16 protein-coding genes are annotated in these 19820 nt (G+C 67.0%); all 16 read right to left on the reverse strand.

Annotation, left to right across the window (positions count from 1 at the left end; genetic code table 11):
- Positions 1-7: 7 nt before the first annotated feature.
- A complete protein-coding gene (locus ACJRPG_RS01515) occupies positions 8-1966 on the reverse strand; it encodes a hypothetical protein (RefSeq protein ID WP_407998274.1) in 1959 nt (652 codons plus the stop codon).
- Positions 1963-3288 carry an NAD(P)/FAD-dependent oxidoreductase gene (locus ACJRPG_RS01520; RefSeq protein WP_407998275.1) on the reverse strand — a complete coding sequence of 442 codons (1326 nt, stop codon included), beginning with the start codon at positions 3286-3288 and terminating at the stop codon, positions 1963-1965. Before ACJRPG_RS01520 ends, ACJRPG_RS01515 begins: the two co-directional genes overlap by 4 nt.
- Positions 3285-3650 carry a GtrA family protein gene (locus tag ACJRPG_RS01525; RefSeq protein WP_407998276.1) on the reverse strand — a complete coding sequence of 122 codons (366 nt, stop codon included), beginning with the start codon at positions 3648-3650 and terminating at the stop codon, positions 3285-3287. Before ACJRPG_RS01525 ends, ACJRPG_RS01520 begins: the two co-directional genes overlap by 4 nt.
- Positions 3650-4621: a glycosyltransferase family 2 protein gene (locus ACJRPG_RS01530; RefSeq protein WP_407998277.1), complete on the reverse strand. Its 972-nt coding sequence runs from the start codon at positions 4619-4621 to the stop codon at positions 3650-3652. The genes ACJRPG_RS01525 and ACJRPG_RS01530 overlap by 1 nt, the downstream gene beginning before the upstream one ends.
- The gene (locus tag ACJRPG_RS01535) at positions 4605-5297 is read right to left on the reverse strand and encodes an NAD-dependent epimerase/dehydratase family protein (RefSeq protein WP_407998278.1); all 693 of its coding nucleotides are present in this window, start codon (positions 5295-5297) and stop codon (positions 4605-4607) included. The genes ACJRPG_RS01530 and ACJRPG_RS01535 overlap by 17 nt, the downstream gene beginning before the upstream one ends.
- Positions 5284-7365: a DUF7024 domain-containing protein gene (locus ACJRPG_RS01540; protein WP_407998279.1), complete on the reverse strand. Its 2082-nt coding sequence runs from the start codon at positions 7363-7365 to the stop codon at positions 5284-5286. The genes ACJRPG_RS01535 and ACJRPG_RS01540 overlap by 14 nt, the downstream gene beginning before the upstream one ends.
- A complete protein-coding gene (locus tag ACJRPG_RS01545; protein WP_407998280.1) occupies positions 7362-7739 on the reverse strand; it encodes a GtrA family protein in 378 nt (125 codons plus the stop codon). The genes ACJRPG_RS01540 and ACJRPG_RS01545 overlap by 4 nt, the downstream gene beginning before the upstream one ends.
- Positions 7732-8751 carry a glycosyltransferase family 2 protein gene (locus ACJRPG_RS01550; RefSeq protein WP_407998281.1) on the reverse strand — a complete coding sequence of 340 codons (1020 nt, stop codon included), beginning with the start codon at positions 8749-8751 and terminating at the stop codon, positions 7732-7734. The genes ACJRPG_RS01545 and ACJRPG_RS01550 overlap by 8 nt, the downstream gene beginning before the upstream one ends.
- Positions 8748-11933, reverse strand: a complete 3186-nt coding sequence (locus ACJRPG_RS01555) for a glycosyltransferase (RefSeq protein ID WP_407998282.1) — start codon at positions 11931-11933, stop codon at positions 8748-8750. Before ACJRPG_RS01555 ends, ACJRPG_RS01550 begins: the two co-directional genes overlap by 4 nt.
- 2 nt (positions 11934-11935) lie before the next feature.
- The gene (locus tag ACJRPG_RS01560; protein ID WP_407998283.1) at positions 11936-13249 is read right to left on the reverse strand and encodes an FkbM family methyltransferase; all 1314 of its coding nucleotides are present in this window, start codon (positions 13247-13249) and stop codon (positions 11936-11938) included.
- On the reverse strand, positions 13246-14469 hold the full coding sequence (locus ACJRPG_RS01565; RefSeq protein ID WP_407998284.1) for an ABC transporter ATP-binding protein: 1224 nt from the start codon (positions 14467-14469) through the stop codon (positions 13246-13248). The genes ACJRPG_RS01560 and ACJRPG_RS01565 overlap by 4 nt, the downstream gene beginning before the upstream one ends.
- A complete protein-coding gene (locus ACJRPG_RS01570; protein ID WP_407998285.1) occupies positions 14469-15269 on the reverse strand; it encodes an ABC transporter permease in 801 nt (266 codons plus the stop codon). The genes ACJRPG_RS01565 and ACJRPG_RS01570 overlap by 1 nt, the downstream gene beginning before the upstream one ends.
- Before the next feature lie 141 nt (positions 15270-15410).
- A complete protein-coding gene (locus tag ACJRPG_RS01575) occupies positions 15411-16178 on the reverse strand; it encodes a Crp/Fnr family transcriptional regulator (RefSeq protein WP_407998286.1) in 768 nt (255 codons plus the stop codon).
- A gap of 12 nt (positions 16179-16190) precedes the next feature.
- Positions 16191-16535, reverse strand: coding sequence for a VanZ family protein (locus tag ACJRPG_RS01580; protein ID WP_407998287.1), 345 nt, complete (start codon positions 16533-16535; stop codon positions 16191-16193).
- The gene (locus ACJRPG_RS01585; RefSeq protein ID WP_407998288.1) at positions 16536-17765 is read right to left on the reverse strand and encodes a tetratricopeptide repeat protein; all 1230 of its coding nucleotides are present in this window, start codon (positions 17763-17765) and stop codon (positions 16536-16538) included.
- Complete coding sequence (locus ACJRPG_RS01590; RefSeq protein ID WP_407998289.1) at positions 17762-19645, reverse strand: CHASE2 domain-containing protein; 1884 nt, start codon at positions 19643-19645, stop codon at positions 17762-17764. The genes ACJRPG_RS01585 and ACJRPG_RS01590 overlap by 4 nt, the downstream gene beginning before the upstream one ends.
- Positions 19646-19820 lie beyond the last annotated feature (175 nt).

The following is a 19820-nucleotide window of genomic DNA, read 5'->3' on the forward strand; positions in this document are numbered from 1 at the left end:
CCCGGGTTTAGCGTGTGACCTGGAAGGACTGCAGGCCGACGCCGAGCAGGCGGCGGTCCGGCGACTGCTCGCGCTCATGCGGCGATACCGCATCGGGAATATGCAGCTGCAAGGTCACCTGGCCCTGGCGGCATTCCGCCGCGGGCACGGTGAACTTCACCACGCCGCCGTCGCTGGCCACGGCGCCCTGCCACAGTTCCCCGCTGTAGCCCTGCACCACCAGGCGCTGCGGCCCGTAGGCGCGCAGGCCCAGTTCCAGCGTGAAGGGCTGGCCATTGCCGATGTACTGGCGGCTGTCGCAGGGCAGGGCCAGCGTGGCGCGCGGGCCCAGCGACCAGGCGCCCCATTCCTCCGGTTCCGCCCACTGGTCGGCGAGAATGAAATTGCCGCTGGCGTTGATGCCGATGCGGTGTTTCCCGGCCGGGAACACCAGCAGCAGGGACTGCGCCTGGCTTTCGCTCAGCCGCACGTACTCGTAGTGCTTGATCGGTCCCGCCAGCCGGGCGCCCAGTGCATTGAGCAGCGCCGGATCGAACAGGCAGCGGCGCGGCGCCGAGGCGCCCAGGTCGCGCGGATGGTGCACCACCAGCGCCTTGCGGCAGTCGGGGCCGACCAGCATGCTCAGGCTGCGCGCCTCGCCATAGCCGGAATAGCGCTCCATGAAGATTTCCGGCGGCGGCGTATATAGCCAGGGCATGCGGCTCTGCACGTACAGCGAAGCCGGCGAAGGGCGGGAATACTGTTCCGGCAGGCGCGGATCGTAGTCCTGCACCGAGAATATCGAGAGCGCCAGCACGATGGCAGCCAGGATGGCGCCCATGCCGTCCGGACGCCAGCGCTGCACTGCCGCCAGCATGTAGGGGAAGGCCAGCGGCATGTACCACAGCGCATAGCGCGCCAGGCCGGGGGTGGCGCCGGAGTTGATATTGGTGGTCGAGGAGTGGGCGTAGAAGTTCACCGCCAGGTAGGCCAGGGCGAATGCGCGCCAGTACCAGTCCGGGGCTTCCGCTTCGGCGGCGGGCTGCTTGCGGCGGCGGCTCCACAGCCAGGCCGCAATGCCGGCCAGCAGGGCCACGGCGCCCAGCGGCCAGTTGGGGAACAGGCCCACGTCCGGATCGAGCAGCCAGATGTAGAAACTGGACAGGTTGCCGCCCAGCTTTGCTCCCGGCGCCAGCAGCTGCGGCGTCGGCACGCCATAGCGCCAGAAGTAGTAGGCCGGATGCAGCAGCACCATGGCCACCGTGGCGAGGAACAGCAGGGCCTCGCCGGCGGTCCAGCGGCGGCGCCATTGCAGGAACACGCGGTAGAACACCGGCAGGCCGGCGATCAGCGCGAAGCTCGGGTTCTGGGTGGAGGCCAGGGCGAGGAAGAAGCCTGCCGCCAGGTAGTTCCGGCGCATCATCTGCATCATCGCGCACAGCAGCACGCAGACGGTGAAGACTTCGGTATGCGCCTTGTTGAAGAACCACAGCAGCGGGGAAGCGACGGTCAGCAGCAGTGCCGCCGCCACGCCGCGCGCGCCCCAGTAACGCCAGGCCATGGCGAAGGTGCCTGCCAGCAGCGCGGCATGCAGGGCCATGAAGGCGTTGTGGATGGTGAGCTGCACGCCCGCCAGGGCCGCCAGCTTGCTGCAGCCGAGGGCCAGCAGGCTGTAAAGCCAGAAGTGGTTGTAGTCGGAGGTGGCGCCCCTGATCAGTTCAGGGAAGGCGGCATCGAACCAGCTCTTCGGCAGCAGGCCGGGAATCTGCGGCGTGGCCAGCAGCTGGTGGTAGGCCTCGTAGGCCTTCGGCGTCATGTAGGGCAGGTGCGTGACATCCCAGGCCAGGAACATGGCGTAGTACTCGGCGCCGTCGCCCACGCGCTGTGGCGGGATATGGATCATCCACTTGAACAGCAGCGCAACGGCGAGCGCGATCAGCAGGTAGGGCAGGGCGGCCTTGAGCCGCGCGCGCAGCGCGGGGCTCATGCCTTGCCGAGGCGCTGGGACAGCGCTGCCGCCACCTCGCGGCCTTCACGGATCGCGTAGTTGGTGCCGCGGTCTTCCGGATAAATCTGCGCCATGGTGCTGATGGTGGCGTTCGCGAAAGGCGTGGCGCGGCCCGGCACGTAGTCCGAGTAGCCGCGTTCCGTGACCGGCTGCGCATAGTCGGCGCGCCATACGCGGTATTCCTGCACCCAGCTGCGGTCCAGCTGCGGGAACATGCGCTGCAGGTGTTCCAGCGCGAAGTCCAGGTATTGCTGGTCGCTGAACTGCCACAGCGGATCTTCCTTCGGCAGGTAGCGCGACAGGAAGACGATATGCTTGCCGCCGTAGTTGGCCGGGCTGTCGAAGTTGGTGTGTTCGATCACGCCGACGAAGGGGAAGCCGGGATCGTTCACGTTCAGCCAGTAGGTGTCCGACAGGCTGCGGTCCATCTCCAGCACCAGGCACATATTGGCCAGGTACTTCACGCGGCGCAGGCTGGCCAGCCAGTCGGCCGGGGCGGCGCCGCCGAACATGTCGGCGATGATGTTGAAGGCCGGCGTGAACAGGAATTCCTTGCCCGTCACCTCGCCCGCGGGCGTGGCGAGCGCGGTCACGCGATTGCCCTCGGTGCGCACGCCCGTTACCGGCGTCCTGTAGCGGATCTCGCCGCCGTGGCGCACGATCTCATTGGCCATGGCTTCGGCCAGGCGCCCGAAGCCGCCCTTGAAGTAGGCCAGCTGCTCGCCGCCCTTGGCGTCGCGCGTGCTGCCGCGCAGGACCAGCTTTTTCCACATCCACACCGCGTTGACGGCGTCGGCCACCACCGAGAACTTGTTCTCGATCAGCGGCTGCCATACGATGCGGTAGGCGTTCTTGCCGCACAGCGGCTCCAGCCATTCGCGGATGCTCAGGTGTTCGATGGTTTTCCAGTCCTTTACCTGGCGCACTTTCAGCACCATCAGGCCGAGGCGGATACGGTCCAGGAAGGGCAGGGGCTTGAAGCGCAGCAGGTCCAGCGGCGTGGAGAGGCGCCAGTGCTTGCCGTTGAAGTACATGCCGGTGCGGGACGGCATGATGACCACGTCGCCTTCCATGCCCAGCTCCTTCACCAGTTCCGGCACGTAGACGTCGTTGTCGAACCAGTGGTGGTAGAACTTCTCGATGGTTACGCCGTCGCGGAATTCAAAGGTGCCGGCCAGGCCGCCGGGCGTGTCGTCCGCCTCCAGCACCAGCACTTTGTGGCCGGCGCGGGCCAGCTTCAGTCCTGCCGTCAGGCCGGTAAAGCCGGCGCCTGCAATTACTGCGTCGAATTGGGTAGTCATGCTTTAAAAGTCAGTCGTCGGTTCAGGGTAAATTGCAGCACCACCACCATCGGCAGCGTCAGCAGCTTGGCGATGCGCGGATCGAACTGCATCAGGTCCACCAGCACCCACAGCATCAGCGCCGAGGCGCCGAAGCCCACCGCGGCCACGGTGAGGAACATGGTGAGGCGCTGCAGCACGCGGTCACGCTTGCCGAAGGTGATGATGCGGTTCAGGGCGAAGCTGACCAGGGTGCCGGCCAGGTAGCCGAGCAGGTTGGCGGCCTGGTACCACAGGCCGCCGTTGACGCTCAGCCAGAACACGGCGTAGTCGCTCAGCACGCCGGTGCCGCCGCACAGGCAATAGAGAATGAACTGCTGCATCAGTCGTCCTTGCTTTCAGGCGCCGCCAGGCCGACGGTCTCGCCGACCACATACTGCGGGCGCGAGTTCAGCGTCAGCAGCACGCGGCCCAGGTATTCGCCCAGCATGCCCAGCGCCACCAGCTGCACGCCGCCGATGATGAGGAAGGTCACGATCAGCGAAGACCAGCCGATCGGCATGGCATCGATGGTGAACTTCTGGATAATCAGCAGCACCGCCAGCACGAAGCCGACACCCGCCATGGCCAGGCCGGCGAAGGAGGTCAGGCGCAGCGGCACGATGGAGAAGTTGGTGGCCATCTTGAGCCACAGCGAGATCGATTTTTTCAGGCTGTAGCCGCTGTCGCCGGCAAAGCGGTCATGGTGCTCCACGTCCACCGTGCCGATATTGCGCGTGACCGACAGCACCAGGCCATCGACGTACACATAGGGACCGTTGTAGCGCAGGATATCGCGCACGATGGCGGCCTTCATGGCGCGGAAAGGAGACAGGTAGAGGCCTTTCGGCTTCTTCATCAGGTAGCCCGCGACCTTGTCGTTCAGGCGGCTGCCCCAGATCTTCCATGCGGCGTGCTGGCGGTTCTTGAAACGGGCATACACCACGTCGCGGCCACGGCCCAGTTCTTCCAGCAGGGCGGGGATGTCCGAGGGCGAGTGCTGCAGGTCGTCGTCCATCGTCATCACGACCTGGCCGCGCGCCTGGGCGAAGCCGGCCATCAGTGCATTGTGCTGGCCCGCGTTCATGCGCAGCAGGATGCCGCGCACCCAGGGGTGTTTGGCCGACAGCTGTTCGATCACCTGCCAGCTGTGGTCCGGCGAGCAGTCGCAGACGAAAATGATCTCGTAGTTGCGGCGCGCCAGCGGCAGCGTCTCCATCACGTCATCGACGCGCGCCACCAGCTCCGGCAGCACTTTCTCGCTGCCATATACGGGGATAACGAAGGACAGGTAGGGATTAGCGGGCTGGCTCATAGTATTTCCGGATAAGTTTGTCGATATAGCCGGCGTCGATCACGATGCCGGCTTCCTTGGCGGCCTGCATGGCTTCCGTCACGTCGATGGCATAGCTGCCGCCGGCTTCCACCAGGTCGTAGTTGGCTTTGCGGCCCATCACGTTTTCGAAAACCTTCACCAGCTCGATCACGGGAATCGAGAAGGGACAGGCGATATTGAGGATGCGGTTCTCCGCGTCGCCGCGCACCAGCAGCTGGTGCGCGATGCCGACCACGTCGTCCACATCGATCAGGTTGCGGCGCGCGCGGGTCCACACGTGGAATACGTCGCCGCTCTCGATGATGTGGTGCAGGTAGTTGGTCAGCGTGTGCGGGTTGGGCGTATGGCCCACCACCTGCGGCAGGCGGAAGATGGCGTATTTCGGCGCGCGCTGCCGGATCAGTTCTTCCATCGCCAGCTTGTGGCGCACGTAGGCCGAACCCGCCAGGTCCGGGTCCTGGATCGAGCAGGTGCTGAAATACATCAGGCGCTTTTCCTGGCCCAGCGCCTGTTCCAGCAGCGTGCGTTCGCGCTCGAACGCTTCCGGCCGCGTTTCACGCGAGTTGGAAACGCCGGAAGCGAAAACGATGGCGCCGGTGTCGGGCGCGAATTCGGCCGAGAAGGCCTTGGCCAGCAGGCCGTTACCGATGATCATGTTGACTCGCAGTTCTGGCGCCGCCTGCAATGGCGGCCGCCAAGGTACCAATATCCATCTGATGCAGGGCGATGCCGAGCAGGCGCCCGTCGTCGCCCTGGCCCAGTGCGCGTGGCGACACCGGCTGTGGAATCTCGAAAACGATGGCGCTTTCGCCACCGGGGTTGTCGAAGCTGAGCGCCTGTTTGGCCCAGTCGCCGGACAGGCGCAGCACGCGGCGTGTCTCCCCGACGCTGACGATGATGTCCTTGCCCGCGTTCGGGCCGTAGGCATGGGCCGTCAGGCGCAGCGTCATGTGGGCCGGCAGCGGCTTGACGAAGCGCAGTTCGATGCGGCTGCCTTCCGACCAGCGGCCCCAGCCTTCGATGACGCCGATGCCCGTGCTGCCGCTGATCACATCGGCCGGGAATTCACGGCGGAAGTCGATGTCGTAAGCCTGCACCGGCTTCACCATCTGCCACAGCGCGAAACCGTCGCCTGCGGCGCGTTTCAGCGCATACGGCGGCGGCTCGTAGCCGCCGATCAGCAGCAGCCAGCCTTCTTCCGGCAGCTTGCGCAGGTTCAGCGGCTCGCCGTCGGGCAGCGGAATCAGTTCGGGACCGGCAACGTCGAGCTGGAAGTTGGCGCGCATCAGGCGGCCGTAATCGGGGCCGACGATGGTCACAGTGGCGCGCTGCTCCGGCGTGAGTTCGGCGCGCGCCAGCATGCCTGCGCGGTCGTACAGCTCCGGTTCGCGGGCGCCCATCAGCGCGAGGCGCGAGGTCATGCCGGCGGCAATGCAGCTGGCCGGCAGCACAAGCCACAGCAGCAGCGCGCGGCCGGCGGACGGACGCCAGGCCCAGGCCGCGGCGGCGACCAGGGAGACGGCCACCGCCGACATCAGGGCGCGCGAATTGCGCGTGGCTGCCGTCAGCTCCGGGCTGTCCACATACAGGAGGTGGAAGTGGCGCGGCAGCAGTTTCGCGGCGGCCAGCACCAGCACGGCGCCGACCACGGCGAACACGATGCGCTGGCGCTGCGCGGGCGGCGCGGCGGTGACGCAGGCGGCGGCTGCCAGCAGCAGCAGCGGGAAGGTGAAGCTGTAGTAGCGCAGGTGCAGGCGCACGCCTTCGAATTCCGCCGTGTCGGCGATGGAGGCCGTGTAGGCCACCGTCATCGCCAGCGCCATGCCCAGCATCAGCGCCGTGTACAGCAGCAGCGCGCGGCCCTGCTGGCCCAGCGTCGCGCGGCTGGCGGCACGCGCCGCGCCGCTGGCGATGAACAGCAGGGGCGCGCCGAACACCAGCAGCATGGCCAGCGCGTGGCCCGAGAAATTCAGCAGCATGGGCTCCACCAGCGTGAGCAGGGAACGGCCGCTGCTGTTGCTGACATGGTTGCCGTAGAAGCTGCCCAGCAGGCCGAAGCCGTTCCGGCCTGCCAGCAGCCCGCCCAGCGCCAGCTTGACGGCGACGGCCGCCACGAGGGCGGCGCCGGCGCCGGCGAAGCCCGCGCGCAGCGCGCCGGCGCGCCAGCCCAGCCACACCAGGTAGGCCAGCAGCGCCGGCAGCAGGAACAGCGCATGCACCTTGACCAGGGCCAGCACGCCCAGCACGGCGCCGGCCTGCAGGCCGAAAGCGATGCCGGGGCGGCCGCGCTGCAGCACCAGCCAGCTCATGGCCCAGAAGCCGAAGAAGTACAGCGGCTCCGGCATGAAGTAGGCGGTGAAGCCGGCGAAGGGGGCCAGCACGCTGGCGGCGGCCACCACCATCGCCGCCGTGCTGCCCGCAACGGGGCGGCCCACCAGGTAGATCAGCGGGGCGGCGCCGACCAGCAGCGCCACGTTCAGCACCCGGGCGCAGTCCAGGAAGGCGGGGCCGCAGGCGCTGGTGGCGCGGTACAGGCCGAGGAAGAGGAAGGACGGCAGCGTGCTTTCGCTCAGGGGCTTCAGGCGCGAGAACTGGCTGTACAGCCATTCGTCGGCAAACACCTGCGGATACAGGCCGTGGCTGCGCGCCACCAGGTAGGCGAAGGCCAGCAGCAGTGCGGCGCCGAATGCGAGGTGGCTGCGGGAAAGGCGCGAATCGCTCATTTGAAGATCCAGAATTTACCGAGCAGGAAGCCGTTCACGGCCACCAGCGGCAGCGACACGATCTTGCCCGCGATGGGCGCCACGCCCGCCCACAGCGCCAGCTTGACGCAGGCCACCGTCACGCCGTAGTTCAGCGCCACCACGCACAGGAAGCGCAGCAGCACCGCCGGCGAGGCGGACAGGCGGCGGAAGGTGACGCGCGCATGGAAGCTGTAGCTGATCACCAGCCCGGCCGCAAAGCCCGCCACCGCCGCGTGCACGGGATCGTGCCCGGCCTGCAGCAGCCAGTGCGTGAGGCCGAAGTCCACCGCGGCGCACAGCAGGCCGCCCGCGATATAGACCAGGAACTGGCGCTGGAACAGGGCATCAAGCATGGCGGCCGCGCAGCATCAGTTTCTTGTGGATGGCACGGCGCGGCACGGACGCGATGTCGTAGGCGAGGAAGGCCAGGATCAGCTGCACGCCCATCAGCACCGGCAGGGCCGACAGCATGACGGTGCCGGCCGCCGTGGCCACGCCGGCGCGCGCCGACTCGGCCCAGTGCCAGCCGCCATAGCCGGCGCCCAGCGTCAGCAGCAGCACGCCCGCAGGCAGCTCGATCGAGGCCAGCGACATGTCGCGCAGATAGTAGTTGTAGAACAGGCGCTTGAAGAAATTGCGCACGTGCTTGGCCAGGAACTCGGTGACGATTTTCGAGATCTTCAGGTTCGACACTTCGTCGCCGTAGTGCGCGTCCATCGGCACGTCCAGCACGGCGGCGCGCAGGGTATTCAGGCGGAACAGCATGTCCGTCTCGAAGAAATAGCGCTTGCTGATCTTGTGGAAGGGCAGGTGGCGCGCGGTGTCGGCATGGATCGCCGTGTAGCCGTTGGTGGGGTCGAACAGGTCCCAGTAGCCGGAGGACAGCTTGGTCATCAGCGACAGTACGGCGTTGCCGAACAGGCGCACCGGCGGCATGCTGCCGATCTGCTCCAGGTCGTAAAAGCGGTTGCCCTTGGTGTAGTCGGCCTGGCCGTCGAGGATGGGCGCAACGAAGGCCGGGATCAGCGTGGGGTCCATCTGGCCGTCGCCGTCCACCTTGACAATGACGGCGATGCCGTCCGCAATGGCGGCCTGGTAGCCCGTCATCACGGCGCCCCCCACGCCCTGGTTCTCCGCGTGGCGCAGCACGCGCACGCGCGCATCCTGGCAATTGGCTTCCACGAAGTCGCCCGACTTGTCGGGGCAGCAGTCATCCACCACGTAGATGCGGCTCACTTCCGGCCCCATGCCCGCGATCACGCCCAGGATATGGCGCGTGACCTTGTAGCTGGGGATGACGACGGCGACGCTGCGGTTTTCCTGCACGGCGCCGGGCAGCAGTTCGCTGGCGGTAGGCTGGTTCATTGTGACCTCGTTTCCTTCACGGCGGGAACGCCCGCCAGTTCGCGGTGCCAGCGCTGCGCGAACAGCGCCTGCTGCAGCTGGTCCGCGCTGTCGCGCCAGGTCAGCCAGGGCATATCGGCCGACGGCGGCGCCTTGCCTGCGCGGTGCAGCTGCAGCCATTCCTGCAGTGTAGCCGCCAATTCCGGTGCGGTACTGCCGGTGAAATAATAAGCGTGTTCGCCGCCCACCTCGCGGAATACCGGCAGGCTGCGCGCGATCACGGGCAGGCCGTGCTGCGCCGCCTCGATCAGCGGCAGGCCGAAGCCTTCGCCCACCGATGCCGCCAGCAGGGCGGAGCAGGACTTGTAAAGCTTGAGCAGCATTTCATCGGACACGCCGGCCAGCCAGAACAGGCGCTTGCCCAGCTCCGGATGCTGCTGGATGCGTTTGGCCAGCGCCTCCATCATCCAGCCCTGCTTGCCCACGATGACCAGGTTCGCATCCACATTGTCGCGCCATAGCAGCTCGAAGGCCTCCAGCGCCTGGCCCTGGCCCTTGCGCGGCTCGATGGTGCCCACCATCAGCAGGCTTGGGCGGGCGGCGATGGCGGCCAGCACCTGGTCCGCATCCGGCGGCATGCCGAAGCTCGGTGCGCTGGCGTCGATGTCGGCGCCCAGGTGGAACCAGCCCAGCTTTAGCGGGGCGGCGCGCCGTTGCGGGCGCTGTTCCAGCCAGTCGTGCAGCTCGTCGGCCACCGCGCGCGAAATGCAGACCAGGCCATCGGCCACGGCGCCGATGGTATCCAGGTACTCGGCGAAATAGCCTTCGGCGCCGAAGGGGAAGGCGTCCGGCAGCAGCACCGGCAGCAGGTCGTAGACCACGAAATAGATTTCCACGCCGTGGTGGCGCATGTCCGTCAGCCGTTCGCGGTTCTGCGCGGTGCCGTTGGTAAACAGGTCGAGGCCGAGGAAGATATCGCCCTTGCGCACTTCCAGCGGCGCGTCTTCCAGTTCCGGTCCGGGCAGGTTCAGCATCTTCAGCATATAGCTGCGCGCGTAGCGGTAGGGGCGGTTGCCGCCGTCGCTGAACACGGGTTCGATGCGGCAGCCGGGCGGCGGGCTTTCGATCAGCGCCAGCAGGATGCTGCGCACCACGCGCTGGATGCCGGTTTTGAGGTCGGTCTGCACCAGTGCCGAGATATCGACGAAGACCTGCTTCGGCGCCTTCGGCGGCAGGTTGGCGGCGATGGCGCCGGCGGCCGCGCTGAGCTCCGCGCTGCTGCCGTTCGGCAGGGCGGCGATCTGCGCCAGCAGGCGGCGGTAATGCGCGGCCGGGCTGCGCTGCGCGAAATCCTCGATCGCTTCATGGAAGGCCTGGCCCACGCGCTGCGGCGCATGCTCGCGCTCCATGAAGGCCACGGCGCGTTGCGACAGCGCTGCCGCCTGGGCCGGATCGCGGCGCAGCGCCAGCAGCGCCTGCGCCAGTTCATCGGCCGTGCATTCGTCCGCCAGCTTGACCAGCAACTCGTCCGGCAGCGAGGCGCTGGAGCCGTGCGCGTTGATCACGGTGGGCAGGCCGTACAGCAGGCAGTCCAGCACCGAGGCCGAGGTTTCGCCGCGGGTCTGGCTGCGCAGCTGGACGGCGGCATCGGCGGCGGCCAGCCAGCGTGCGTAGTCCTGCGGGGTGGCGAAGCCGGTCACGGTGACGCGGCTGCCGGCCGGGCTGGCGGCAATGCGTTCGGCGATGCGGCGGCCATAGTCGCCGCCGTCGCCTTCGCCCACGAACACCAGGCGGCACTGCGCATCCTGCGCCAGCGGCGAATCGAGGAAGGCCTCCAGCAGGCGCTCATTCAGCTTGGTCACGCCCATCATGCCGAAGCTGCAGATGACGAATTCGCCGTCCTGCAGGCCCAGCGCGGCGCGCGCGGCGCTGCGGGCAGAGGCGCGCTCCACGCCCGCGGGCAGGCCGCGGATCAGGGGCAGGGTGCGCCAGTGATCGGCAGCGTCCCCGCCATACCACTGGCGCGCCAGCTGGCGCGAAAACTCGGAGTGGACGATGATGCCGTCCGCGTTATCGAGCACGCCCTTGTTGCAGGGGTATTTCCAGATCGAGGGATTGCGGCCGATGCGTTCATGGTCCAGCAGGGCCGTGTAGCCGTGCGACTCGTACAGCGCATGCAGGTAGGCCTGGCGCAGGTAGCCGTCGCGCTCCATATTGTCGAGCACACCGCTCAGGAAGAAGTCGTGCAGCACCACGATGCCCGGCTGGCGGCGCAGCAGTTCGAACATATGGTTGTGCACACCGTTGTTGCCGAAGTGGTAGAGCACGCGGTCGAAGCGGTGCGCGCTGTCCTCGAATTCTTCAACGCTCAGTAGCGGCCAGGGCAGACCAACGGCCGAGCTCGTGTCCACTTTCGGGTCTGACCCCAGGGTGGACACGGGCTGATGCATAGCGGGGGCTTCGCAGACCAGGGTGATGTCGTAGAAGGCTTGCAGCTGCTGCAGCAGTTCGATGCTGTAGTCGGCGATGCCGGATTTTTGCGGAGGCAGGGGCGAGATATAGGCCAGGCGCGGCTTGCCTTCCGGCGCGGGCGCGGCCGGCGCCGGATGGGCCAGGGCGGCTTCGAAGGCCTGCCACAGGGCGGCGGCGCTGCCGCCATGGCAGACGATGGCCGCGGGGAAGGCTTCGCGCAGGGCGGCGCAGTCTTCATCGGTGGCGGCGGCCAGCACGGCGGCCTGGCGCAGCATCTTGCGGCGGCGCCAGGACAGGGCGTTCAGTTCCGATTCCGCGCTGTTCAGGGCCAGCACCTCGCGCACATCGTCGAAGCTGAAGGCGGCATGGCTGCCCGGCAGCTCGGCGCCGCTGCACAGCACCGGTGCGGCGGGACGCTCGAACAGGCCCGGCGTGAACACGAGGTCGGGGCGCAGGCCTGCAATGAAGGCATCGCGCATCAGTTCCGCGCTGCGCAGCACCCAGTCGCTGGCGCCGGGCGGCGCATCGAACACGCACAGCTGGGCCGGCGGCAGCATGCCGGCGAAGGCGTTGCGCGCTTCTTCCAGCGTGTCGCGCATTAGGCCGTGCAGCAGCACGAACACGGTGTGCGGGCCGGCCGCCAGCGCGAGTTCGCGCGCCTGCGCCAGCAGCTCCCGGTGACGGGAGGCGGCGCCGCTCTGGTAGGCCTGCAGGTCGATGAGAAGTCGCATAGTCAGTGTTTCGAGGTGGAGCGCAGGCGCTGCAGGTCGGCCAGGACCTTGCGCGCCGATTGCGGCATATGAATCAGGTCAGCCGGCACGCCCGGCTGGTGCAGCGGCATGGCCTGGCTGTCGCGCAGCGTGGTCCAGGTGCCCATCAGGCGTTTGCCCAGCGCCGGGAAGCGCTGCATCAGCGGCAGCACGGCCTTGCGCACGGCCTGCTGCGAGGCCAGCCAGCGCGCGGCCTGGTGTGCGCGCTTCAGCAGTACCTTGCGCACGGCAGGCCAGCGCTCGCGGAGGCGGCCGTAGTGCCCCAGCGTGCGCAGCGGACGCGTTACGCGCCATGAGGTGCTGGCATAGGTGTCGGCCAGCTGCTTCTGCAGCTGCAGCGCCCATTCGGCCGTTTCGCGGCGGGCGATTTCGGCTGCATCCGCATTGCCCTGGATGACCTGGTTGGCGCGCTCGGCCTCGCGTAATGCATTGGCGGCGGTGCGGAAGCGCTGCTCGGAATCGTCGGCGCGCGCCAGCGCCGCATCGAGCTGCTGCAGCACCTGGCCCAGCTGGGCCGAGGTCTCGGCGGCGCGATGTTCCGCTTCGGCGGCTGCCGCATCGCTGGCCGCGCCGCGCTTCCAGGCCTTGTCCAGGTGGTGGAAGATGAATTCGTCGAACACATTGGCCTGCACCGACAGCGCCTGCATCAGCTCGCGCTTCTCGCCCGCCACGTAGTAGCGGTTCAGGCCATCGAAGTAGGCGAAGTGGTAGTCGTGCGGCGTGACCAGGCCTTCCCAGCGCTCGTGCGCGGTCACGCGGCTGTTCGGCAGCGTGGCCTCGATCACCAGCACCCAGGGGCGCCAGCGCTGGAAGTCCATGCCCTTCAGCACTTCGCCTTCGAAGCCTTCCACGTCGATCTTGAGGAAGTGGATATCGCCGCGCACGTGCTCTTCACAGATGCTGCGCAGGGTGCGCAGCGGCACCTCGGTCTCCACCACGGCGATGCCTTCCGCGCGGTGCGCGATGGCCGTGTCCCTGTCGGTGGAGGCCCAGCCGTTCACCGATGGCGTGTCGAACAGCGTAATGCTGCCTTCTTCCGCGCCGCAGGCTACCGCGAGGTTGATGTCGCGCGGGCGTTCGCGCAGGAAGACCTGGTGGTAGGACGGCATGGGCTCCACATTGATGCCGTGCCAGCCCGCGTCGTAGAAGGCCTTGGTAACGGAATGCTCTTCCGGATCGTTGGCGCCAATGTCGATATAGAAGCCTTTACCGACGTGCTGCAGCGCGCGCCACAGCAGGACGTCTTCGCTGTTCTGGGCGTAGGAAATGAATGTCATGTCCGTTCAATCTCAATCGTCGGGTCGAGGAAGGCCGAGCCCTCGAAGTGCGGACGGCTCATGTTCACCACGGTGAACACCAGCGCCAGGTCGCGCCATTCGTAGTTGTTGACGAGGTGGGTCTCGGTGCTGACGATGGCCGTGGCCACGGAATAGGTGCCGGCGCCCAGGTTGGCCGGGAAGGCGAAGCGGTATACCACTTCTTCGCCGGCCCGCATATCGTCCAGCGGCAGCTGCTTCAGGTGGGTGTTGGTGCCGAACATGGGCTGGCCCAGGCGGTCCTTGATCATATAGCCCAGCACCATGCGCGGAATCGGCGCGTTCACGCGCACTGTTACCTGCAAGGTGACGGGCGCCGCCACGTCGATCACTTCCACGCGCTCGCCCGCCTCGTTCAGCAGCGCGATATCGGCCACCGTGGCTTCGCCGGTGCCGGACACGGTCTGCACCTTGCCGATGCTGGTGCCGGCCTGGCGCACGGTCTGGTTCTCGCGCTCGGCGATCATGGCATTGTAGTAGTCCATGATCTCTTCCGGCGGGCCCTGGCGCGACAGCTTGCCGCCGTCCAGCAGGATGGCGCGGTCGCACACGGACTGGATGGCCTGCTTGTCGTGCGACACCAGCAGCAGCGTGGTGCCCTGGCGCCGGTAGTTGCGGATGCGCTCGAAGCTCTTGTGCTGGAAGTAGGTATCGCCCACCGACAGCGCTTCGTCCACGATCAGGATATCCGGGCGGCGCGCGGTGGCCACGCTGAAGGCCAATCGCATCTGCATGCCGCTGGAGTACACGCGTACCGGCTGGTCGATGTATTCGCCGATTTCGGCGAAGGCTTCGATCTCCGGCATCAGCGTGCTGATCTCTTCCACGCGCATGCCGAGCAGCTGGCCCGCCATGTAAACGTTCTGGCGCCCCGTGAAATCGGGATGGAAGCCCATGCCCAGTTCCAGCAGCGCCGCCACCGTGCCCTGCATGGCCACGCTGCCCGTGGTGGGCTGGGTGGTGCCGGTGATCAGCTTCAGCAGCGTGCTCTTGCCCGCGCCGTTAATGCCGATCAGGCCGACCGCCTCGCCGGGCGATACATGGAAGCTGATGTCGGACAGGATCCAGCGCAGGCGGTGCTGCGGGCCGCGGAAGGGCAGCACCCATTCCACCAGCCGCGACCAGCGCGTCGGATACTGTTTATAGGCCTTGCCCAGTTGATTGACGACGATGCTGCCCATCAGAGTTCATCCACCATTTCTCCGGCGCGCTTGCGGAACAGTTGCAGGCCCAGCATGCACAGCAGGATGGCGCAGACCAGCGCCGGCAGCAGGCCGGCCCAGTGCGGCGCGCGGCCGCTCACCAGCACGTCCTGGTAGGCGCCGATAATGGCCGCCATCGGGTTCCATGCCAGCAGCGGGCGCACCGGCTCCGGCAGGATGGAGGCCGGGTAGACGATGGGCGTCAGCCAGAACCAGAACTGGATGAAGATGGCGAAGAACTGGCCCACGTCGCGGAAGAACACATTGAGCACGCCCAGCACCAGGCCGAGGCCGATGGCGAAGGCGATCTGCAGCAGCAGCACCGGAATCACCGCGAGGAACACCCAGCCGGGGAAGTTGCCGGACACGATAAGGAAGGCCGTGAAGATGCCGAAGATGATGGCAAAATTCAGGCCCGCGTTCAGCACCACGATCACCGGCAGCGCAATGCGCGGGAAGCTGATTTTTTTCAGCAGGTTGGCCTGCTCCAGGAACATGGACTGGGCGCGCGCCGTAATCTCGGCGAACAGGCCCCAGGTCAGCACGCCCGCGCACAGGTAGATGCTGTAGGCCAGGCTGGAGTCCACGCCCGGCAGCTTGCTCTTCATGACCTGGGCGAAGATCACCGTGTACACCAGCACCATGGCGAGCGGGTTCAGCACCGTCCACGCCGCACCCAGCATGGTGTTGCGGTATTTGGCCTGGAATTCACGCTTGACGCTGCCCAGCACGAAGCCGCGGTAGGTCCACAGCGCGCGCAGCATGGAAGCACGGATCATGCGCCGCCTCCTTGCGAAACCGGCAAGTCAAAATGTGTCATCGGGGTGGAAGTGACAGACTAAAAATTGCTGTCAAGTAATAAGCGAAACCACGGATTATACCGTAGCGCGTTGCCAGCTTGGCACTACCGTAACACCTTGTTACGCCGCGCCCTGCATCAGCTTCTCCAGCCCTTCGCGGTCGAGGATGATGAGCTTGTGCGAGTCTTTTTTGATAATACCCTGCTGCACCAGGGTCAGCAGCGCGCGGGTCACGGTCTCGCGGCTGGTATTGATCATATTGGCAATGTCCTGGTGGGTGGGCAGGTCTTCCACCACCTCGGCGCCATCGGGCTTTTTCTTGCGCATCAGGAACAGGTAGTTGTAGATGCGCTTGGTCGAATTATTAATGCTCAGCAGAGCACGGAATTCGGAATCGCGCTGGATCTTCTGCGCCAGGTGCTGCAGCATCTGGCGCGCCACCGAAGGCGAGTGCGAGAACAGGTGCATGGCGGTGGGCGCGGGCAGGAAGGCGACCAGCACATCGGTCAGGGCCACCACGGAGGCGGAGCGGGTGGAATTGTTGATCAGCGCGATCTCGCCGAAGAAGTCGCCGGGCGCCAGCATGCGCAGGCCGATGGCGCGGCCGTCTTCGGTAATGTCCACCACCTGCAGCTGGCCGGACAGCAGGAACAGCAGGCCGTCGCCGCTGCCGCCCTTGTGCAGCACTACCTCGCGCTTGCTGTGGCTGCGGATGCGGATGTCGGCTTTGACGCGCACGATCTCCTCGTCGCTCAGTTGCGACAGCAGCGGAATCTTGCGCAGATGGATGGTTACTGTGCCCCGCTTGCGCGGCTGTTCCGGCGCGGGAACCGCATCCGGCAGTTCGGGATTTCCGCCTTGGGGATCGATGGGATTGGTAGCCGACATGGCGCTATTCTATCAAAGCAGGTTGCTGAGCCCGAACGCCGCCGTGGCGGCCGCGATGCCGGCGGCATTGGCCGCCATGTCGCGCCAGGAGAAGCCGCGGTCCGGCAGCAGCTGCTGCAGGCATTCGATCACCCAGCCCGCCAGCAGCAGGCCGCCCAGCCACCACAGGGCTTCGGTCCGGGTCTGGGCGATGCGCAGCGCCAGCGTGGTGAGCACGGCGAAGGCGGCCGCGTGCATCAGCTTGTCGTTCGGCAGCGGCGGCAGCCAGCGGTTCGGCACCAGGCAGCCCAGCACCAGCGCCACCAGGAAGGCCAGGAACAGCGCCAGCTCCCAGTGCGCCATCAAGTCATGCAGCAATTACAAGCCCATCCACTGCCAGCTGATCTGCAACTGGCGGTTGTTGTACTGGAAGATAGAAATGTTTTCCTTGTTGCGCACATCGCGCACTTCCACCTGCAGGTTCTGGTTGCGCGACAGCGGATAGTTGACGCTGGCGCGCAGCACATGCGATTTCTGGTCGCGCACCTGGTCGATCAGGCCCGGCGCATAGGCGGTCTGGCCGCGCCAGGTCTGGCGCGTGAAGCCCAGTTCGCCGCTCACTTCGTTCGGCCAGCGGTGGCGGTACAGCAGGTTGGTGAGCGTGCCGTGGCGGTCGCCGCCAGGACGGTTGGCCGTGGCGTGGTCGTTCAGCAGGCCGAAGCCGGCGCTCGCATAATGGGCGCCCGCGCGGTAGGTGAACTGGCCACGCAGGTCCATCGTGTTGCCGCGGAAATTGGTCAGCGTGATGTAATCCACGTGGGTGAAGCCGGCCGTCACATTGAACTGCAGGCTGCGCGGCAGGGGCAGCGGCGGGCCGATATTGGCCTGCACCGAGGCCTGGCGCTGGTAGTAATGGCCGCCCAGCGTCATCAGGCCCAGGGTGCCGGACGTGCGCAAGGTCCATTTGCCGAAGCGCCAGGGCGACTCCACGCCGGCGAACAGGGTGGCGCTGTCGTAATCGTGCAGGCGGTCGTAGCGGCGGCCCTGGAACTGCACGAACAGGCTGCTGCCGTTGGCCGTGATGTCGCGCAGGTAGTCGCCGGTAAATTGCAGGTACTGGTCGTGCTGCGGCAGGAATTCGGGCAGCAGGATCAGGTCGTCCGACCCCGGTTGCGGCTGGTAGACCGCGCTGTTGGCGCCCTGGTTCACGTTCTGCTCGATGCCGCGGCCGGCCGCCAGCATGTACTGGCTGCGCGCTTCCCAGCGGTCGCAGCGCTGGGCCCGCGCCTCGTCGATCAGTTTCTGGATTTCCGGCGGCGGCGCGAACTGCTGTTCGATATTGGCGAACAGGCGTTCGGCCTCGGCCCGGTAGCCCAGGCTGCACTGCAGCAGGGCAAGGTCGAGCCAGGCGCCCGCGTGCAGCGGTTCCTGCTCGATCACGCGCTTCAGCGTGTCGCTGGCGTCGGTGCGGCGGCCTTCCGCGATCGACTGCAGGGCAGCACGGTACAGTTCCTGTGGGTCGGACGCCGGCGGCACCTCGTCTTCGGCGCGGGCGCCGTTGCACAGGGCGAGCAGCAGCAGGCCGCCAAGCCAGAACGACCGGTTCATGCGCGCCTTTCCGTGGCGCCGGGAGTGCTTGTCACTACTGCATCCATGCTGGGGGCTATCGTGTATAAGGTGGCAGGCTTTTCCTTGCCGCGCAGCAGGCGTTCGCCGAGCAGCAGGAACTGGTGGCGCCGCGCGCGGGCCACCGTGCCGGCGCCAACGATCACATCGTATGGATAGTCGCGCGCGGCCTGTTCGAGGCGGGAAGCGGTGTTGACGCTATCGCCCACAGCGGTATAAATACTGCGGAAGCTGGTGCCGAAATCGCCTGCCATGGCCGGCCCGCTTTCTATGCCGATGCGCACCCGCAGCGGCGCGAAGCCGGCGGCCACGCGCTGCGCGCTCAACACTTGCACGCGGCGCACGATATCACGCGCCGCTTCCAGTGCCAAGTCGGCGTGTGCTTCCTGTGCCAAAGGTGCGCCCCAAAATGCCACCAGGCCGTCGCCGGTGTACTTGTCCAGCGTGCCCTGCTTGTCGATCACGGGCGCCGTCAGGCAGGCCAGGAAGGTGCTGGTCAGGGCGGCGCCTTCTTCCACCGGCAAGGACTCCACATGGCTGGTATAGCCCTGCATATCGGCGATCAGGGTGGTGACGTCGAGGTGGCGCGGAGTCAGCGGATCCTTCAGGTCGCGCCGCAGCAGTTCCTGCACCACCGAGGGCGCCACGTACTGGCGCAGCGTATGCAGCAGGCTGCGCGAGCGGCGCTGCGCCAGCTGCCACTGGAAGGGCACGGCCACGGCCAGCAGGAACAGCAGGCTGGCCAGCGGCCCGGTCGTCACCAGCAGCTCGTCGTGCGGCACGATCCACGCCGCCAGCAGCAGCCATGCGAGGGCGCTCAGGCCCAGCATTGCAGTGCCCGCAACAGCCGACAGGCGCGGCAGGGCAAAGCTGGCCAGGGCCGTGGCCAGCAGGGCGAACAGGACGGCGAGCACCCGGCCCGGCCAGGGGGCGGGCGCCAGGCCGGCCTGGCGGTCGAGCAGGGTGCTCAGCACCGTGGCCTGCACCCCCAGGCCGGGACGGTTGGCGGCCAGCGGCGTGGTCACGCGGTCGGCCAGCCCCAGCGAGGAAGAGCCCACCACAACGTAGCGGCCCGCCGCGCTGGCCGGGTCGATCGCCTGCTTCAGGATGTCGGCGGCGGACACCACGGTATAGGCACTCCAGTCGCGCTGGTAGCGGATTCGGGCCAGCGTGCTGCCGGGCTGCTGCGGCACCGGCTGCCCGCTGCAGCAGGACAGCAGGGCGAGCTGCAGCGTGGGATAGGCCCGGCCTTCGAAGGTGGTCAGCAGTGCAATGCGGCGCAGGGTGCCGTCGGCATCCGGAATGAAGCCGATATTGCCGACATGGGCAGCGCCCGCCAGGCCTGCATGGTTGCCGATATAGCCGGTGGCGGCCGGGGCGTCCGGCGGCACGGCGGCGGTTTGCGGCAGGGCGCCGGCCAGTACGCCTTCGCGCAGCGGCTCGGGACGGGTGTTGTTGAAATCGAAGGCCTGGGGCAGCACCAGCGGCGCATGGGCCGCCAGCAGCGCCAGGCGCTGGTCGCCGGCGGCATCGGCCGGGCGCGGCAGCACGATGTCGAGCGCCACCCCGCGTGCCTGGTAGTTATCCAGCAGGATTTCCATCAGGTCGGCCAGGCGGGCGCGTGGCCAGGGCCAGGGACCCAGGCTGGCCATGCTGCTCTCGTCGATATCGACCACCAGCACGCGCGGTTCGGGTGCCGCGCCGACCTGCAGGCGCAGGAACTGGTCGCGCAGCCATTCATCGCCGAACCAGGACTGGCCAGGAATGGCCTGCCACTGCGGCCAGGCCGTCAGCAGCACGGCCGCCAGCGCAATCGCGAGGCGGATCAGCTGGACAGGAGCGAGGGCAGCGGGCAATTTCATTCGGTCAGTGCAGAAAAGACAAATTATATCTTAATTGCAACACTGTGACTGTGGACAACACTTATTGATACAAGATGTAAAGATAAGGGAAGCCTTGCAGAAAATCAGTAACAATGTGATGGTCGTCACGGCAGGTCTTGTCCTGTGCGGCATACTTCAGGCAAAAGGGGAACTT

The sequence above is a fragment of the Pseudoduganella rhizocola genome, from assembly GCF_045984285.3.
GTDB lineage: Bacteria > Pseudomonadota > Gammaproteobacteria > Burkholderiales > Burkholderiaceae_D > Rugamonas.

Bases quoted from the DNA above. Each gene is read 5' to 3' on its own strand.
- ACJRPG_RS01515 (WP_407998274.1), bottom strand. From the start codon at position 1,966: ATGAGCCCCGCGCTGCGCGCGCGGCTCAAGGCCGCCCTGCCCTACCTG.
- ACJRPG_RS01520 (WP_407998275.1), bottom strand. From the start codon at position 3,288: ATGACTACCCAATTCGACGCAGTAATTGCAGGCGCCGGCTTTACCGGC.
- ACJRPG_RS01525 (WP_407998276.1), bottom strand. From the start codon at position 3,650: ATGCAGCAGTTCATTCTCTATTGCCTGTGCGGCGGCACCGGCGTGCTG.
- ACJRPG_RS01530 (WP_407998277.1), bottom strand. From the start codon at position 4,621: ATGAGCCAGCCCGCTAATCCCTACCTGTCCTTCGTTATCCCCGTATAT.
- ACJRPG_RS01535 (WP_407998278.1), bottom strand. From the start codon at position 5,297: ATGATCATCGGTAACGGCCTGCTGGCCAAGGCCTTCTCGGCCGAATTC.
- ACJRPG_RS01540 (WP_407998279.1), bottom strand. From the start codon at position 7,365: ATGAGCGATTCGCGCCTTTCCCGCAGCCACCTCGCATTCGGCGCCGCA.
- ACJRPG_RS01545 (WP_407998280.1), bottom strand. From the start codon at position 7,739: ATGCTTGATGCCCTGTTCCAGCGCCAGTTCCTGGTCTATATCGCGGGC.
- ACJRPG_RS01550 (WP_407998281.1), bottom strand. From the start codon at position 8,751: ATGAACCAGCCTACCGCCAGCGAACTGCTGCCCGGCGCCGTGCAGGAA.
- ACJRPG_RS01555 (WP_407998282.1), bottom strand. From the start codon at position 11,933: ATGCGACTTCTCATCGACCTGCAGGCCTACCAGAGCGGCGCCGCCTCC.
- ACJRPG_RS01560 (WP_407998283.1), bottom strand. From the start codon at position 13,249: ATGACATTCATTTCCTACGCCCAGAACAGCGAAGACGTCCTGCTGTGG.
- ACJRPG_RS01565 (WP_407998284.1), bottom strand. From the start codon at position 14,469: ATGGGCAGCATCGTCGTCAATCAACTGGGCAAGGCCTATAAACAGTAT.
- ACJRPG_RS01570 (WP_407998285.1), bottom strand. From the start codon at position 15,269: ATGATCCGTGCTTCCATGCTGCGCGCGCTGTGGACCTACCGCGGCTTC.
- ACJRPG_RS01575 (WP_407998286.1), bottom strand. From the start codon at position 16,178: ATGTCGGCTACCAATCCCATCGATCCCCAAGGCGGAAATCCCGAACTG.
- ACJRPG_RS01585 (WP_407998288.1), bottom strand. From the start codon at position 17,765: ATGAACCGGTCGTTCTGGCTTGGCGGCCTGCTGCTGCTCGCCCTGTGC.
- ACJRPG_RS01590 (WP_407998289.1), bottom strand. From the start codon at position 19,645: ATGAAATTGCCCGCTGCCCTCGCTCCTGTCCAGCTGATCCGCCTCGCG.